This is a genomic window from Cellulosimicrobium sp. AB352, from assembly GCF_049538415.1.
Taxonomy (GTDB): domain Bacteria; phylum Actinomycetota; class Actinomycetes; order Actinomycetales; family Cellulomonadaceae; genus Cellulosimicrobium; species Cellulosimicrobium funkei.
This window is the reverse complement of record NZ_JBMVFX010000008.1, coordinates 120598-135718: the sequence shown is the minus strand read 5'-3', so window position 1 is coordinate 135718 and position 15121 is coordinate 120598. Positions and strand designations below refer to the sequence as shown.

At 74.7% G+C, this 15121-nt stretch carries 12 protein-coding genes; 10 read left to right on the top strand and 2 right to left on the bottom strand.

What is annotated here, in order from left to right; all coding sequences use genetic code 11:
* The 8 genes from ACPCUX_RS08095 (at position 1) to ACPCUX_RS08060 (ending at position 10619) form a co-directional block, all read left to right on the top strand.
* Complete coding sequence (locus tag ACPCUX_RS08095; protein ID WP_423388515.1) at positions 1 to 2220, top strand: peptidase C14; 2220 nt, start codon at positions 1 to 3, stop codon at positions 2218 to 2220.
* Positions 2221 to 2641: 421 nt separating this feature from the next.
* Positions 2642 to 3979 (top strand): Gfo/Idh/MocA family protein, encoded by a 1338-nt coding sequence (locus tag ACPCUX_RS08090; protein WP_423388514.1) that lies wholly within the window; start codon positions 2642 to 2644, stop codon positions 3977 to 3979.
* Between the two features lie 103 nt (positions 3980 to 4082).
* Positions 4083 to 5357, top strand: a complete 1275-nt coding sequence (locus ACPCUX_RS08085; RefSeq protein WP_034652420.1) for an ABC transporter substrate-binding protein — start codon at positions 4083 to 4085, stop codon at positions 5355 to 5357.
* Between the two features lie 73 nt (positions 5358 to 5430).
* The gene (locus ACPCUX_RS08080) at positions 5431 to 6387 is read left to right on the top strand and encodes a carbohydrate ABC transporter permease (RefSeq protein WP_081895826.1); all 957 of its coding nucleotides are present in this window, start codon (positions 5431 to 5433) and stop codon (positions 6385 to 6387) included.
* Positions 6384 to 7304 (top strand): carbohydrate ABC transporter permease, encoded by a 921-nt coding sequence (locus ACPCUX_RS08075; RefSeq protein ID WP_228485232.1) that lies wholly within the window; start codon positions 6384 to 6386, stop codon positions 7302 to 7304. Before ACPCUX_RS08080 ends, ACPCUX_RS08075 begins: the two co-directional genes overlap by 4 nt.
* An 8-nt stretch (positions 7305 to 7312) precedes the next feature.
* Complete coding sequence (locus tag ACPCUX_RS08070; RefSeq protein ID WP_423388513.1) at positions 7313 to 8371, top strand: NAD-dependent epimerase/dehydratase family protein; 1059 nt, start codon at positions 7313 to 7315, stop codon at positions 8369 to 8371.
* Positions 8371 to 9558, top strand: coding sequence for a dihydrodipicolinate synthase family protein (locus ACPCUX_RS08065; protein ID WP_423388512.1), 1188 nt, complete (start codon positions 8371 to 8373; stop codon positions 9556 to 9558). Before ACPCUX_RS08070 ends, ACPCUX_RS08065 begins: the two co-directional genes overlap by 1 nt.
* A complete protein-coding gene (locus ACPCUX_RS08060) occupies positions 9555 to 10619 on the top strand; it encodes a hydroxyacid dehydrogenase (protein ID WP_423388511.1) in 1065 nt (354 codons plus the stop codon). Before ACPCUX_RS08065 ends, ACPCUX_RS08060 begins: the two co-directional genes overlap by 4 nt.
* A gap of 80 nt (positions 10620 to 10699) precedes the next feature.
* On the opposite strand, the gene ACPCUX_RS08055 is transcribed toward ACPCUX_RS08060, so the two are convergent.
* Positions 10700 to 11698, bottom strand: coding sequence for a DMT family transporter (locus ACPCUX_RS08055; RefSeq protein WP_137279653.1), 999 nt, complete (start codon positions 11696 to 11698; stop codon positions 10700 to 10702).
* A gap of 82 nt (positions 11699 to 11780) precedes the next feature.
* Between ACPCUX_RS08055 and ACPCUX_RS08050 the strand changes: the two genes are divergently transcribed.
* Both ACPCUX_RS08050 and ACPCUX_RS08045 read left to right on the top strand, forming a co-directional pair.
* Complete coding sequence (locus ACPCUX_RS08050; protein WP_423388510.1) at positions 11781 to 12692, top strand: LysR family transcriptional regulator; 912 nt, start codon at positions 11781 to 11783, stop codon at positions 12690 to 12692.
* A gap of 269 nt (positions 12693 to 12961) precedes the next feature.
* Positions 12962 to 13423 carry a tRNA (cytidine(34)-2'-O)-methyltransferase gene (locus ACPCUX_RS08045; RefSeq protein WP_423388533.1) on the top strand — a complete coding sequence of 154 codons (462 nt, stop codon included), beginning with the start codon at positions 12962 to 12964 and terminating at the stop codon, positions 13421 to 13423.
* Between the two features lie 101 nt (positions 13424 to 13524).
* On the opposite strand, the gene ACPCUX_RS08040 is transcribed toward ACPCUX_RS08045, so the two are convergent.
* Positions 13525 to 15120 (bottom strand): xylulokinase, encoded by a 1596-nt coding sequence (locus ACPCUX_RS08040; protein WP_423388509.1) that lies wholly within the window; start codon positions 15118 to 15120, stop codon positions 13525 to 13527.
* Between the last annotated feature and the right edge of the window lies 1 nt (position 15121).

Below are 15121 nucleotides of genomic sequence, written 5' to 3'. Positions count from 1 at the left end.
ATGACCCTCGAGACCACGACCGGGCCGACGACGGCCGCGCCGGGCGAGGCCGCCCAGCCGCCCTCGCGGCGCCACCTGCTGCGCGTCGCCGGCATCGCCTCCCTCGCCGCGGGCGCCGTCGCCCTCGGCAGCGGCAGCGCCCACGCGGCGCCCCTCGTCGGCGCGCCGCTCGCGGCGAAGAAGGACGACAAGCCCGACGCCGAGGTGCTCGTCGCCGCCACCGTCGCCGAGCTCACGGGCTGGAAGGCCAAGAAGCTCGACGACGGCACCGTCGCCCAGCTCCTCGGCCACGCGACCCCGGGCGACGGCGCCGCCCGCCTCGTCCGCTACGACGCCAGGTCCACCGCCGCCGCCAACGGCGGCACCGTCCTCGCCCCGACCGACGCAGGAGGCAAGGGCCGCTGGCACACCCTGCACACCGGCACCGGAGACTTCCGCTGGTTCGGCCTCTTCGGCCCCGAGAACCCCGCCGACGACGCGCTCGACGCCCTCGTGAACGACCCGAGCGTCACCCGCATCGAGGCGCACACGGACCTCAACTTCACGCGACGCCACACGTTCACGCGCTCGAACCTCGAGCTCGACTTCGGCAACCACCTCATGACGACCGAGGGCATCGAGGACGCCGGGCAGGACGACCCCTTCGCGGCCGTGCTGTTCTTCCGCGGGAAGGTCACGGACGACGTCCGGAAGAACACCCTCACGGCGACGATGCCGGAGCTGCGCGACGACTACGAGGTCGCGGACTCCTCGCAGTTCGAGGTGGGCCAGTGGTACGCGGTCGAGGTCAACGCGCTCGCCGGCCGGTGGGAGCGCGAGCTGCAGCGCCTCGTCCAGATCACGCAGATCGTCGACGCCACCCACGTGCGCGTCAACTACAAGGCGGGCTGGTCGCTCGCGAAGGGCCGCACGCTCACGTGGACGCGCGTGGAGCCCGTCGAGCAGGTGCACGTGCGCAACCTCGCGTTCCGCGGCCGGCCCGACGGCGACCAGTACACGGGCTCGCACCCGATCGCCTACGAGTACGCGGTGCGCTGCGACGTGGAGAACGTGCACGGCGTCGCGACGTTCTGGCCGCTCGTCATGCGCCGCTGGAGCACGCTCTTCCGCACGGCGGGCTGCTCGCTCACCAACCCGGCGTCGGTCACGTGGGGCGGCGCGGGCTACCTGACGCAGCAGATCTACTGCAACTACGGGCACGTCGTGGACTGCCACACGACCAACGCGAGGCACCTCAACGACTGGACCGCGTCGTCGTACGGGCTCGTGGAGAACTGCCACGGCGACGGCGACGACCAGGGCCCGTTCGTCACGCACGGCCAGTACGAGCACGACCTCACGTACGTGGGGAACTCGGGGCTCATGACGTTCGCCAACTCGGGCGCGGCCTGGGGCGGCGCGGCCAAGCGCATCACGGTGACGCGGCACGTGTGCTCGTGGTTCGTCGCGCGCGTCAAGGTCACCGACCTCACGCTCGAGGACGTGCAGGTCATCCGCAAGGACGGCCTCGCGGGCTCGGGGATGCTGTGGGTCAACGCCGACGGCGTGCAGCTCCGCGGCTGCCAGGCCGACGACACGCTGATCATCTCCCAGGCCTCGGCGCTGTCGAAGCGGCCCAACGTCATCGAGGGGTCGCGCTTCGCGGTCCTGCCGGACACCGCGATCACCCAGGCGAACGTCACGAACCCGGTGCACCTCGTGCGCACGACCCTCAACGGGCTGAAGAACGCGTCGTTTGCCGGGAAGGGCCCCGTCGTGCTGGACACGTGCACGCTCGAGGCGGCCGAGGGCGAGGGCACGGTGACGGTGAGCGGCGACCTCACGGTGCGCGGCGGCGTCCTCCGCAACGTCGCGGTCGTCGCGGCGGGCGCGGCCGAGCAGACCGTCCGGCTCGACGGCGGCGCCCGGCTCGAGGGCAAGCCCGCGGGCGGGAGCTTCCTGCGCCGGGCGAAGGCGGACAAGCCGGTCACGTGGGCGCTGGACGGCGTCCGGAGCACCGCGCCGTCGGGCGACACTGGGCACGTGAACCTCGACGCCGGTATCAACAGCTGGTCCGCCACGGGCTCGACCTTCGCGGGCGGGACCCTGGCGCTCGCACCGTCCGCCCTGGGCGGCGACTCGTTCGTCCTCCACAGCGGCAACGTCGAGCAGGGCGTCACCCGCACGGCGTTCCCCGACGACGGCGACCGCGTCGTCACGACGGGCAACCTCGTCGTCTGACCCGAGGGTCGGCAGCACCCGGCCTCTCCTCCGCGCTCCTCGTCGCCGGACGACGAGGAGCGCGGAGGAGAGGCCGGCGCTCGCCGCGCGGAGGTGAGACGACAAAGGGGTCGGGGAGGCGGCTGCGGGTCGTGGCGGGCCTGGCGGGAGCGCCGCGAGGCACGAGCAGCGCGGATGGTAGACCCGCAGCCGCCTCCCCGACCCCGTGCCAGGCCGACCACCACGGGCGCACCAGGGCACCCCTCGACGACCGGCACGAAAGGTCACAACTCCGCATCGCGTCGTGCGCGAGTTAACACGAGCGCCGATCTGGCGTAACATCGGCATGGCAGGCTTGCTATAGCAAATAGCAAATGAGGCCTGCCAGGGGCGGGAGACCCCCGCCCCGCAGGACCATCGCAACGGAGCAAGGACCGCACACGTGACCCCCACCCCCCAGCCTGTCACCGTCGCCCTCGTCGGCGCCGGGAACCGCGGACAGACGTACGCGCGCTGGATCGCCGAGCACCCGGAGCGCGCCCGTCTGGTCGCCGTCGCCGACCCTCGGGCGCACCAGCGCGGGCTCGTCGTCGACCAGGCCGTCGCGGCCCAGGCCGACGTCCCCGCCGACCCGGGTGCCGCGCGGCCGCAGGTCGCGGAGTTCGCGACCTGGCGCGACCTCGTCGCCGCGGGCGACGCCGACCGGGCCGCAGGGGGCACGGGCCGGCTCGCGGACATGGTGATCGTCGCGACGCAGGACCGCGAGCACCGCGACCCCGTCGTCGCGCTCGCGCCGCAGGGGTACGCGATCCTCGTCGAGAAGCCGCTCGCGCCGAGCCCGGAGGAGTGCCGGGACGTCGTCGACGCGGTCGAGGCGTCGGGCGTGCTCTTCGGCGTCTGCCACGTCATGCGCTACATGCCGTACACGGACCTCGTGAAGTCCGTCGTCGACTCGGGCGTCCTGGGCGAGATCGTCAACGTCCAGCACCTCGAGCCCGTCGGCTGGTGGCACGACGCCCACTCCTACGTGCGCGGCCCCTGGCGCTCCGAGAAGACGTCGAGCCCGATGCTCCTCGCGAAGTCGAGCCACGACCTCGACTGGATCCGCTACGTCACGGGCAAGCGGATCGCGACGGTCGCGAGCTTCGGCTCCCTGAAGCACTTCCGGCCCGAGGAGCGGCCCGCGGGCGCGGCGGACCGCTGCCTGGACTGCCCGCTCGAGCCGACGTGCCCGTACTCGGCGCCGCGCCTCTACCTGTCGACGCTGCGCGAGAAGGGCCCGATCTGGCCGGTCTCCGTCATCACGGACGCGACCGACGAGGCGGGCGTCGTCGAGGCGCTGCGCACGACCGACTACGGCCGCTGCGTCTACGCCTCGGACAACGACGTCGTCGACCACCAGGTCGTCGCCATGGAGCTCGAGGGCGGCGGCGCGGCGACGTTCACCATGACCGCGTTCTCCGAGCAGGACCACCGCAAGACCCAGATCTTCGGCACCCACGGGTGCCTCGACGGCGACGGGGAGAAGGTCCGCGTGACCGACTTCCGCGACGGCAGCGTCACCGTGCACGACGGCGGCCACCACGGCGCCACGAACGCCGCCGACGACCACGGCGGCGGCGACTCGGGGGTGATGGACGCGTTCGTGCGCGCCGTCGCGACGGGGGACCCGAGCCACGTCCGGTCGGGCGCCGTCGAGTCCTTGCAGAGCCACCTCGCCGTGTTCGCGGCCGAGGAGTCGCGCCACCGGCGCACCGTCGTCGACGTCCCGGCGCGCTGACGCGCCGGGCCCGACGACCGCACCACCACAGCACCACACCGCCCAGCAGCACCCCCACCCCCACCCGCCCACCCGGGCGGGACCTCACCAAGGAGACACGTCGATGACCCTGCGCACGACGAAGCGCCTCTGGACCGCCGCGCTCGCGGTCGGCACGCTCGGCGCGCTGAGCGCCTGCGCCGGCGGTGCCGGCGCCGGCAGCTCCACCCCTACGCCCGAGGACGGCGCCGCGTCCGGCTCCGTCACCATGTGGACCTACCCCGTCATCGCCGACGAGGCCGCCCACAAGGCCTTCTGGGACGAGCAGGTCGCCGCGTTCCAGGAGGAGAACCCCGACGTCGACGTCAAGGTCGAGATCTACCCGTGGGCCGGCCGCGACGAGACGCTCGCGACCGCGATCGCGGGCAACAAGGGCCCCGACGTCGTCTACCTCATCCCGGACCAGATCCCGAAGTACGGCAAGTCCCTCGCCGCCGTGGACAACTACGTCACGGACCAGGTGGGCGACCTGCGCGAGAACGCGTCGAAGGCCGTCACGGTCGACGGCGCGATGCTCGGCTCGCCGCTGATCATGAACAGCAAGCCGCTCGTGTGCAACGCCGCGGCGTTCGAGGCCGTCGGCGAGGCGGGGAACTACCCCGAGACGTGGGACGACCTCATGGCGCTCGCGCCGACGTTCCAGGCCGCCGGCTACGACGTCACCAACTACTGGGGCTCGGTCGACGCGACGCTCAACGAGTCCTTCTACCCGCTGCTGTGGCAGGCGGGCGGGTCCGTGTTCTCCGAGGACGGCTCGTCGGTCGCGTTCGACTCCCCCGAGGGCGTCGAGGCGCTGCAGTTCGCGGTCGACCTCGCCGAGGGCGGGTACATCGAGAAGGACCTGCTGACGACCATCCCCGCGTTCGAGCAGACGAACACCGCCAAGGGCAAGATCGCGTGCACCTGGCAGCAGGGCCCGGCCGACGTCGCGGGCTTCTGGGGCGAGGAGAACGTCGTCGTGCTCCCGCCGCTCAAGGAGGCCGAGGCGGTCGCGTTCGGCACCGTCGGCTCGCTGTCCGTGCTCAAGACGGCCGACAGCCTCGACGCCGCGGGCAAGTGGGCCGCGTTCGCGACCTCGCCCGAGGTGAGCGCCGAGTACGCCAAGGCCGCCGGCTGGTTCTCGCCGTACGAGAGCGAGTCGGGCCTCTACGCCGACGACCCGGTGCTGTCCGCGCTCGAGGAGACGCTCCAGTACACGACGGCCGGCGAGGTCAACGAGAAGTCCCGTGAGGTCATGGGCGTGCTCGCCCCGGAGCTCCAGGCCGCGCTCATCGGCGAGAAGACGCCCGAGCAGGCCCTGAAGGACGCGGCCGCGGCGGCGAACCCGCTGCTCGGCTGACCGACGCCGCGGCGCGGGCAGCCGTCCCCCTGCTGCCCGCGCCGCGGTACCTCGCGGTACGAGAGGAGAACCCATGACCGCGACCGCCCCCACCTCGGACGGGCTGACCGCCGACGGGCCCGACCGGCGCCCGACGCCGTCGAGGCCCTCGCGCGGCACGACCCGCCGCGTCCTGGAGCGCCGTGAGGCGAGGATCGGCCTGCTGTTCGCCCTCCCCGCGTTCCTGCTGTTCCTGCTGTTCCGCTTCGGTCCGGCGATCGCCGGCGTCGCGCTGAGCTTCTTCGACTACACCATCGGCGTCGGCGCCGAGTGGACGGGCGTCGAGAACTTCCGGCGCATGGTCGACGACCCGATCTTCTGGTCGGCGCTGCGCGTCACGGTCGTGCTGAGCGTGCTCATCGTCCCCGTGTCGCTCGCGATCTCGACGTTCATGGCGCTCATGGTGCGCCGCTCGTTCCGCGGCTCCGGCTTCTACCGCTCGGTGTTCTTCCTGCCCGTGGTCACGAGCCTCGTGCTCGCCGCGACCGTGTTCACGTGGGTGTTCTCCACGAACGGGCCGTGGTCGAAACTCATGGGGGCGCTCGGGTTCTCGACCGACTCCTGGCTGGGCGACACGCTGCTCGTGCTGCCCGCGCTCGCGATGGTCGCGATCTGGTCGCGCTTCGGCTACGGGATGCTCATCCTCCTCGCGCGCATGCAGGACCTGCCGCGCGAGCTCGAGGAGGCCGCCGCGATCGACGGCGCCGGGCCGTGGAAGCGGTTCTGGCACATCATCGCGCCGCAGCTCAAGCCGACCCTGTTCTTCCTCGCCGTCATCGAGACGACGGCGTCGTTCCAGATCTTCGACCTCGTCTACGTGATGACGGCGGGCGGGCCCGCCCGGGCGAGCTACAACCTCGTCTTCTACATCTACGACCAGGGCTTCAAGTACTTCGACCTCGGCTACGCGAGCGCGCTCGGCGTCGCGCTGTTCGTCGTCACGCTGGTCGTCGCCCTGATCCAGCGCTACGCCATCGGGAGGGACAAGTGACCGCCGTCGACCCCACCACCACCGGGCGGGTGCTCGAGGGCGCCGCGATGCCCGTGCGCCCCACCGCGACCCGCCGCCGGCGCGGCCGCAAGGGCGCGAGCGACCTGTCGCTGCGCGGCAAGGTGCTGCGCTACGCCGTGCTCTCGCTCGCCGCCGTCGTGACGATCTTCCCGTTCTACGCGATGGTCGTGCTGTCGCTGAAGCCGGCCGCCGCGATCGACTTCCCCGCGTCGCTCCTGCCGACGAACCTCACGACCGAGGCCTACGGCCGCGTGCTCGGCGCGGGCAACATCGGCACCTGGCTCGTCAACACGCTCGTGTACTCCGTCGTGTCCGTCGTCGCGGTGCTGCTGCTCGCGTCGATGGCCGGCTACGCGTTCGCGAAGAAGAAGTTCCCCGGGCGCGAGGCGATGTTCTGGTCGTTCCTCGCGATGGTCATGGTCCCGTACCACGTGACGCTCATCCCGACGTTCATCCTCATCGCGCAGGCAGGCGGGCTCGACACGTACTGGGGCCTGATCCTGCCGACGCTCGCGAACGCGCAGGCCGTGTTCCTCATGCGGCAGTTCATCCTCGACCTGCCCGACGAGCTGTTCGAGGCCGCGAAGCTCGACGGCGCCTCGGAGTGGCGCATCTTCCTGCGCATCGTGCTGCCGCTGTGCAAGCCGATCCTCGCGACGCTCGGCACGTTCGTCTTCCTGTGGCACTGGAACGACTTCCTGTGGCCGCTCATCATCGGCCAGGGCACCGACCACTGGACGCTGACCGTCGGCATCGCCTCGCTCCAGCAGCAGGACGTGCCGCTCAACATGGTGCTCGCGGGCGCCACCATCTCGTTCGTTCCGATCTTCGCCTCGTACCTCGTGGCCCAGCGCTTCTTCGTCGAGGGCGTCACCTCGTCCGGCATCAAGGGATGACTCACCACATGACCACGCAGACCAGCACCGCCGCCCTCAAGGCCCCGACGTCCGTCGCGGAGCTCGAGGAGCTGCTCACGACGCCGTCCCCCGCCCTCGTGGAGGACCTGGCCGCCCGCTCGGGCGACCTCGTCATCCTCGGCGCGGGCGGCAAGATGGGCCCGAGCCTCACCGTCCTCGCCCGCCGGGCGCTCGACACGGCCGGGCGCACCGGCGACGCCGTGCACGCCGTCTCGCGGTGGTCCGACCCCGAGCAGGCCGACCGCCTGCGCGACGCCGGGGTGAACGTCGTCGCGGCCGACCTGCTCGCGCCCGACGCGGACCTCGCGGCCCTGCCCGACGGCGCGGACGTCGTCTACATGGTGGGCGCCAAGTTCGGCACGTCGTCCGCGCCGTCGCTCGCGTGGGCCGCGAACGCGGCCCTCGTGCACGACGTCGCGCGCCGCTACGCCGACTCGACCATCGCGGCGTTCTCCACCGGGAACGTCTACCCGCTCGTGCCCGTCGAGTCGGGCGGGTGCTCCGAGGAGCACCCCGTCGGGCCGGTCGGCGAGTACGCGATGAGCTGCCTCGGCCGCGAGCGCGTGCTCCAGCACGCCGCGCTCTCGCGCGGCACGAAGGTCGTGACGATCCGCCTCAACTACGCCGTCGACCTGCGCTACGGCGTCCTGTTCGACGTCGCGTCGCCGATCCTCGCGGGCGAGCCCGTCGACCTCACCACCGGGCACGTCAACGTCGTGTGGCAGGGCTACGCGAACGAGGTCGCGCTGCGCTCGCTCGCGCTCGCGTCGTCGCCCGCGACGGCGATCAACCTCACCGGACCGGAGACGGCGTCGGTGCGGCGCCTCGCGGAGCTCCTCGGCCGCGGCCTCGACCGCGAGGTGTCGTTCACGGGCGAGCCCGCCCCGACGGCGCTGCTCAACGACGCGACGCGCTGCCACGAGCTGTTCGGCTACCCGCAGGTGCCGCTGCGCACGCTCGTGGACTGGCAGGCGCAGTGGCTCGCGGCCGGCCTGCCGACGAGCGGCAAGCCGACGAAGTTCGCCGTGCGCGACGGGGCGTTCTGATGACGGCCCCCACCACCCCCGCCGCGGCGCCGGCCACCCCGCGCCTCGCCGACGACGTCGCCGCGCTCCTGCGCGCGGGAACGGTCATCCCGGCCCAGCCCCTCGCGCTCGACGCGGACCGCCGCCTGGACGAGCGCCGCCAGCGCGCGCTCACGCGGTACTACCACGCGGCGGGCGCGGGCGGCGTGGCCGTCGGCGTCCACACGACGCAGTTCGAGATCCGCGAGCACGGGCTCCTGCGGCCCGTGCTCGAGCTCGCGGCCGAGGTGTCGCGCGCGACGGTCGCGGGCGACGCGCCCGCGGGCTCGCTGCACACCGGGCCCCGCCCGCTCGTCCAGGTCGCGGGCGCGGCCGGCGACGTGCGGCAGGCCGTCGCGGAGGCGGAGCTCGCGGCGTCGCTCGGCTACGACGCGGTGCTGCTCGCGCCGCGCGTGCCCGGTCTCGCCGGCTCGGGCGAGGAGGTCGAGCGCGTGCTGCTCGACCGCGCCCGCGCCGTCGGCGAGGTGCTGCCCGTCATCGGGTTCTACCTCCAGGAGGCGATCGGCGGCCCGCGCCTGTCCGTCGGCTTCTGGCGCGAGTACGCGTCGATCGAGGCGGTCGTCGCGATCAAGGCCGCGCCGTTCCACCGCTACCGGACGCTCGACGTGCTGCGCGGCGTCGCCGCCTCGGGTCGCGGCGACGAGATCGCGCTGTACACGGGCAACGACGACGCGATCGTCGCCGACCTCACGCAGCGCCTCGACGTCCCGGTGACCGACGCCGAGGGCCGCACCTCGACCTTCACGGCGCGGTTCGTGGGCGGCCTGCTCGGGCAGTGGGCGGTCTGGACCCGGGGCGCGGTCGAGACGCTGGCCCTCGCGCACGCCGCGCACGGCGTCGGTCCCGACGGCGGGGCCACCGTGCCCGACGCCGCCGCCCTCGCGACCCTCACCGCGCGCGCGGCCGGGCTCACCGACGCGAACGCGGCCGTCTTCGACGCGGCGCACGACTTCGCGGGCGTCATCGCGGGCGTGCACGAGGTGCTGCGCCGCCAGGGCCTGCTCGACGGCATCTGGTGCCTCGACCCGGAGGAGACCCTCTCCCCCGGGCAGGCCGACGAGCTGACGCGCGTCACGGCGTCGTACCCGTGGCTCGCGGCCGCGGACGACGCGCTCGTCGCGGAGCACCTCGAGGACTGGCTGCGGTGACCGGCGCGCCCGGCACGGAGACCGTCGCGGGGCCCGGCCCGGGTACCGGGGCGGCCCGCGCGGTCGTCGCGGTCGCGCCGTGGCTGCGCACCGAGCTGTTCGCCCCCGACGTGTGGGAGCGCCTGGCGGGCGCGGGACCGTTCGACGTCGTCGACGACCCGCGCGCGCTCGGCGCCGCGCTCGACCGGCTGAGCCCCGCGACGCGCGAGCGCGTCGACGCGCTCGTCGTCTCCTGGGGCACGCCGCCCCTGGACGCGGACCTCCTGGACCGGCTCCCCGGCCTGCGGCTCGTCGCGCACACGGGCGCCTCCGTCAAGCCGTTCGTCACGCCCGCGCTGTGGGAGCGCGGGGTCCGCGTGACGCAGGCGGGCCAGGCGATGGCGCGACCGGTGGCCGAGGTCTCGGTGACGTTCGCGCTCGCGCTGCTCCACCAGGTCCCCGCGTTCCACAACGCCCTGCACGACGGCGTCCCGTGGGCCGACGCGGAGGCCGCACCCCCGCGGTACGAGATCGCGGGCACGCGCGTCGGCGTCGTCGGGGCGTCGCGCACCGGGCGCGCGGCGATCGCGATGCTGCGCGCGCTCGGCGCGGAGGTCGTGGTCGCCGACCCGACCCTCTCCCCCGCCGACGGCGCCGCGCTCGGCGCGACCCTCGTCGGGCTCGACGAGCTGCTCGCGACGAGCCGCGTGACGATGCTGCACGCACCCGTGCTGCCCGAGACCCACCACCTGCTCGGCGCGCGCGAGCTCGCGCTCCTGCCCGACCACGCCGGGCTCGTCAACACCGCGCGGTCGTGGCTCACGGACGAGGACGCGCTCGTCCAGGAGCTCGCGAGCGGGCGGATCAGCGCCGCGCTCGACGTCTACGACGCCGAGCCGCTGCCCGAGGACCACCCGCTGCGCCGCCTGCGGAACGTGCTCCTCACGCCGCACCACGCCGCCGCGACGGTGCAGGGCCGGCTCGCGCAGGGCGCGATCGTCGTCGACGAGCTGGAGCGCTTCCGCGCGGGCGAGCCGCTCGTCCACGAGGTGCGTGAGGCCGACCTCGACCGCATGGGCTGAGCCCGCGGCGGGGCCGGGTCGGAGCGTGTCGCACCGGGCGGGCAGGGTACGTCGGGCCGGGTCGTACCGGCCGGAGCGGGTCAGGCTCGCGCGGCCGGCACCGCGGGCACCGGGGCGACCCGCCGCCCTGGGAGGGTCGCGACCGCGACCCCGGCGAGGCACAGCGCGCCGCCCGCGAAGGTGACCGGCGCCGGGACCTCCGCGAGCACGAGCCAGGAGAGCACCACCACGAGCGGCGGGACGAGATACGTCGTCGCCGCGGCCCGGCCCGCGCTGAGCCGCGAGAGCGCGTAGCCCCACGTCGTGAACGCGACGGCCGTCGGGCCGAGCCCGAGCAGCACGACCGCCCACGTCGACGACGGCGGCGCCGCGGCGGCGTCGGCCGCGAGCGCCGGGGCGAACGGCAGGAGCGCGACCGTGCCCGCGAGGCACCCGACCCACGTCATCGTCAGGGCGTCGACGTGCGCGAGGAGGCGCTTCTGCGACGTCGCACCCGCGGCGTAGAGGACGGCGGCGGTGAGCCCGAGCGCCACGCCGACGACGTCGCGCTCGCCCGAGGACGTCGCGGCCGCGATGATCGCGACCCCGGCGAACGCCGAGGCCATGCCGACCAGCAGGCGCCGCGGGAAGCCCTCGCCGAGCAGGACGCCGGCGAGCACCGCGACGAGGACGGGCGCGACGTTGACGAGGAGCGCCGTCGTGCCGGCGTCGAGGTGCTGCTCGGCCGCGTTGAGCGCAAGGTTGTAGAGGCTGAACCAGCCCACGCCCCACGCGAGGACGCCCGCGAGCACGCGGCCGCGGGGCAGCACGGGCCGGTGCCCGCTGCGCAGCCACCGCACGGCGACGACGGCGGTGAGCCCGAGGCTGCCCGCGAGCTGGCGGCCCAGGGCGAGCGACCCGGGCGCGTAGTCGTGCCCGGCGGCGCGCACGCCGATGAACGCCGACGCCCACAGCACGACGGTCACGGCCACCGCGAGGACGACGGGCAGCCCGGCGCGACGGGCCGGTCCGCGGGCGGAGGGCAGGCCCGGCCGGGCGGAGCCGACGGGTGTCGTCGTCGAGGTCTCGGGTGCGGTCACGGGTCGATCGTCGCCCCGCCGCACCGTTCAGCACCAGCACGTGTTCCTACCGTTCGATGCAGTACGGCTGTAGCGTGAGGGGATGCTGGACGTGCATCGTCTCCGGATCTTCCGCTCCGTCGTCGCGAGCGGCTCGGTCCAGGCCGCCGCCGCCAACCTCGGGTACACGCCGTCGGCGGTGAGCCAGCACGTGGCCGCGCTCCAGCGCGAGACCGGGCTCGCGCTCCTCGAGCGCGCCGGGCGAGGCGTGCGGCCGACGGCCGCCGGGCTCGAGCTCGCCGCGCAGGCCGACCGCGTGCTCGCCCGGCTCGGCGAGGTCGAGGCCGTCGTCGCGGACCTGCGCGCCGGGCGGACCGGGACCCTGTCGCTCATGTACTTCGCCTCCGCCGGCTCCGCGTGGCTGCCGCGCGTCGTCCGACGGCTCACGACCGAGTTCCCCGGGGTCCGGCTCGACCTCGCCCTCGGCGAGGCGATCCCCGACGACCCCGACGCCCGCGCCGACGTGCAGGTCGCCGTCGCGTCGCCCGCCTTCGTCCCCGGCACCGGGTTCCGGGCGCACCACCTGCTCGACGACCCGTACGTCGCCGTCCTCCCCACCGACCACCCGCTCGCCGGGCAGCCCGAGGTGGAGATCGCCGCGCTCGCGACGGAGCGCTGGGTCGACAACGACTTCGCGCGCGGGTGGTGCCGCCGCAACCTCGTCGAGGCGTGCACCGCGGCGGGGTTCAGCCCGCCGTTCCACGTCGAGGCCCACGACTACCCCACGGCGGTCGCGTTCGTGGGCGCGGGCATCGGCATCACGGTGCTGCCGCGGCTCGGCGCGGCGCACCTGCCGCCCGGCCTCGTCGCGGTCCCGGTGGTCCGGCCCACGCCCGTCCGGTCGGTCTACGCCGTCGTGCGCGACGCCGCCGCCTCGACGCCGCCCGCCCGGGCGGTGCTCGACGAGCTGCGCGCGGTGGCGCGCGCGGGCGCCCCTGAACCGGTCGCGCGCTGAGGCCCGACACCTCCCGGCCGCCGAGGTAGAGCCCTGGTCCGCCGAGGTAGAGGCGTGGTCGCCCGCGGCGGGCCACCACACCTCTACCTCGCGCCACCGGGGCTCTACCTCGCAGGACCAGCCCACTCCCCGGGGAACTAGGGCTCTACCTCGCGGGGGCGCACCTCCCTCGCGGCGCTGCGAGAATCGGGGGCGTGAGCGAGACCCCCGACCCCCGCACCGACTGGCGGCCGCACGTCGCCGACCCGGCTGCACGACCGCCGTCGACCCTGCCCCACGTGGTGTTCTTCGAGCCGCGCATCCCGGGGAACACGGGCAATGCGATCCGCCTCGCCGCGGTGACCGGGGCGCGTCTGCACCTGGTCGAGCCGCTGGGCTTCGACCTGGACGAGCCCAAGCTGCGCCGCGCGGGGCTCGACTACCACGACCTCGCGAGCGTCGAGGTGCACCCGGACCTCGACGCCGCGCTGGCGACCCTCCCGGGCCGGGTGTTCGCGTTCACGACCCGCGCGACGACGTCGTTCACCGACGTGACGTACCGGCCCGACGACGTCCTGCTGTTCGGCCCCGAGCCGACGGGACTGCCCGACGCCGCGCTGGCCCACGACCGGATCACGGACCAGCTGAAGATCCCCATGCTGCCCGGTCGCCGCTCGCTCAACCTCACCAACGCGGCGTCGATCGCCGTCTACGAGGCGTGGCGCCAGACGGGCTTCGCCGGAGGCGCGTGACCGCGGCGCCGACCCGGCCCACCGCCCCCGCCGACCCGTGAGTACGTGAGACAGTCGCGCCCGAGAGCCTCGGACGCGACTGTCTCACTCAGCAGGGACGGTCAGACCAGGTCGCGGACCGCCGCGTACTGCTCGCGGATCGCCGGGACCGGGTCGGCCTCGACCACCGTGGCCGACGACGCCGCCCAGGTGGGCGGGGCGACGTCGGCCCCGGTGCCGCCCGCCTCGTGCGCGGCGAGGACCCACGCCGCCTGGCGCGCGGCGCCGTCGGCCACGTACTCGCCGGGCTCGGGGACCGTGACGGGCAGGCCGAGGACCTGCGGCGCGATGCGCCGGACCGCCTCGGACTGCGCGCCGCCGCCGATGAGCTGCACGCGCTCGACCCGGACGCCGAGCGCGCGCAGCGCGTCGAGCCCGTCCGCGAGGCCGCACAGCATGCCCTCGACGTACGCGCGCGCGAGGTGCTCCGGCGTCGACGTGCCGAGCCGGATCCCGTGCAGCGTGCCCGACGCGTCGGGGCGGTTGGGCATGCGCTCGCCCTCCAGGTACGGCACGAGCACGAGCCCGTCCGCGCCGGGGGCCGCCTGGAGCGCGAGCCGCGACAGCCCCGCGTGGTCGACGCCGAGGACCGCGCGTGCGGCGTCGAGCACCCGGCTCGCGTTGAGCGTCACCGCGAGCAGCAGGTACCGGCCCGTCGCGTCGGAGAACCCGTTGACGAGGCCGGAGCCGTCCGCCGTGCGGTCGTCGGTCACGGCGGACACGACGCCCGACGTCCCGATCGACACCGCGACGTCGCCCGCGACCATGCCGAGGCCGAGCGCCGCACCGGCGTTGTCGCCCGCACCGGGGCCGAGCAGCGTGCCGCCCTCGACCGCGCTCCCGGCGACCGAGGGGTGCGCGAGGCCCGCCGTCGCCGACGGCCCGACGACGCGCGGCAGCACGACGTCGGTCCGTCCGAGCGCGAGCTCCAGCAGGTCGAGGCGGTACGCGCCCCGGCCGTCGGGGCCGTCGTCCCTCGTCGCGTCGTAGTAGCCCGTGCCCGACGCGTCGGACGCGTCGGTGACGAGCGCGTCGAGGTCCGGCCCGAGCGGCGCGGACTCGTCGCCCGCGGGGCCGTACCCCGCGATGCGCCACGTGAGCCAGTCGTGCGGCAGCGCGACGGCGGCGACGCGCGCCGCGTTCTCCGGCTCGGCGTCGCGCAGCCAGCGCAGCTTCGTCACCGTGAGCGACGCGACCGGCACGGACCCGATCGCGTCGGCCCACGCCTGGGCGCCCGCCTCGGTCGCGGACTCGACCCGGTCGTGGGCGTCGGGGACGCCCTCGGCGAGGCGCGCCTCGCCGAGCTCCCGGATCAGGTCGCGGGCCGCGGGCGCCGAGCGCGTGTCGTTCCACAGGAGCGCGTCGCGCACGACGTTGCCGTCCGCGTCGAGCGCGACGAGACCGTGCTGCTGGCCGCCGACGGCGAGCGCCGCGACGTCGTCCAGGCCGCCCGCCGCGGACGCGGCCTCGCGGAACGCGTCCCACCACGCGTCGGGGTGGACCTCGGTGCCGTCGGGGTGCTTGGCCGAGCCGGTGCGCACGAGGGCGCCCGTCCCGGCGTCGCGCACGACGACCTTGCAGGACTGCGTGGACGTGTCGACGCCGGCGACGAGCACGCGCTCGCCGCCGGCGTCGGACGTCCTGGCGTCGGTGGCCACC